Source organism: Bacillus cereus group sp. N8 (assembly GCF_016483685.1).
GTDB lineage: Bacteria > Bacillota > Bacilli > Bacillales > Bacillaceae_G > Bacillus_A > Bacillus_A proteolyticus.
This window is the reverse complement of sequence record NZ_JAEHBK010000226.1, coordinates 1-237: the sequence shown is the minus strand read 5'-3', so window position 1 is coordinate 237 and position 237 is coordinate 1. Positions and strand designations below refer to the sequence as shown.

The window sequence follows — 237 nt, the reverse complement described above, 5'->3', positions numbered from 1 at the left end:
TAAATGAGCCATCTGTTGTGGCAATTGATCGGAATAGTGGAAAAGTATTAGCAGTAGGTGAAGAAGCAAGATGTATGGTGGGACGTACACCTGGTAATATTGTGGGAATTCGTCCGCTTAAAGATGGTGTAATCGCAGATTTCGAAATTACAGTAGCAATGTTAAAGTATTTCATTAACTAATTGGACGGGAAGAGCTTCTTTTCAAAACCTCGCATTTTAATTTGCTGCCCAACAA

At 38.8% G+C, this 237-nt stretch carries 1 pseudogene; it reads left to right on the top strand.

The features are described 5' to 3' along the window. Positions 1–179: pseudogene (locus JDS80_RS31095) on the top strand (rod shape-determining protein); the annotation flags it as partial. Positions 180–237: the final 58 nt, after the last annotated feature.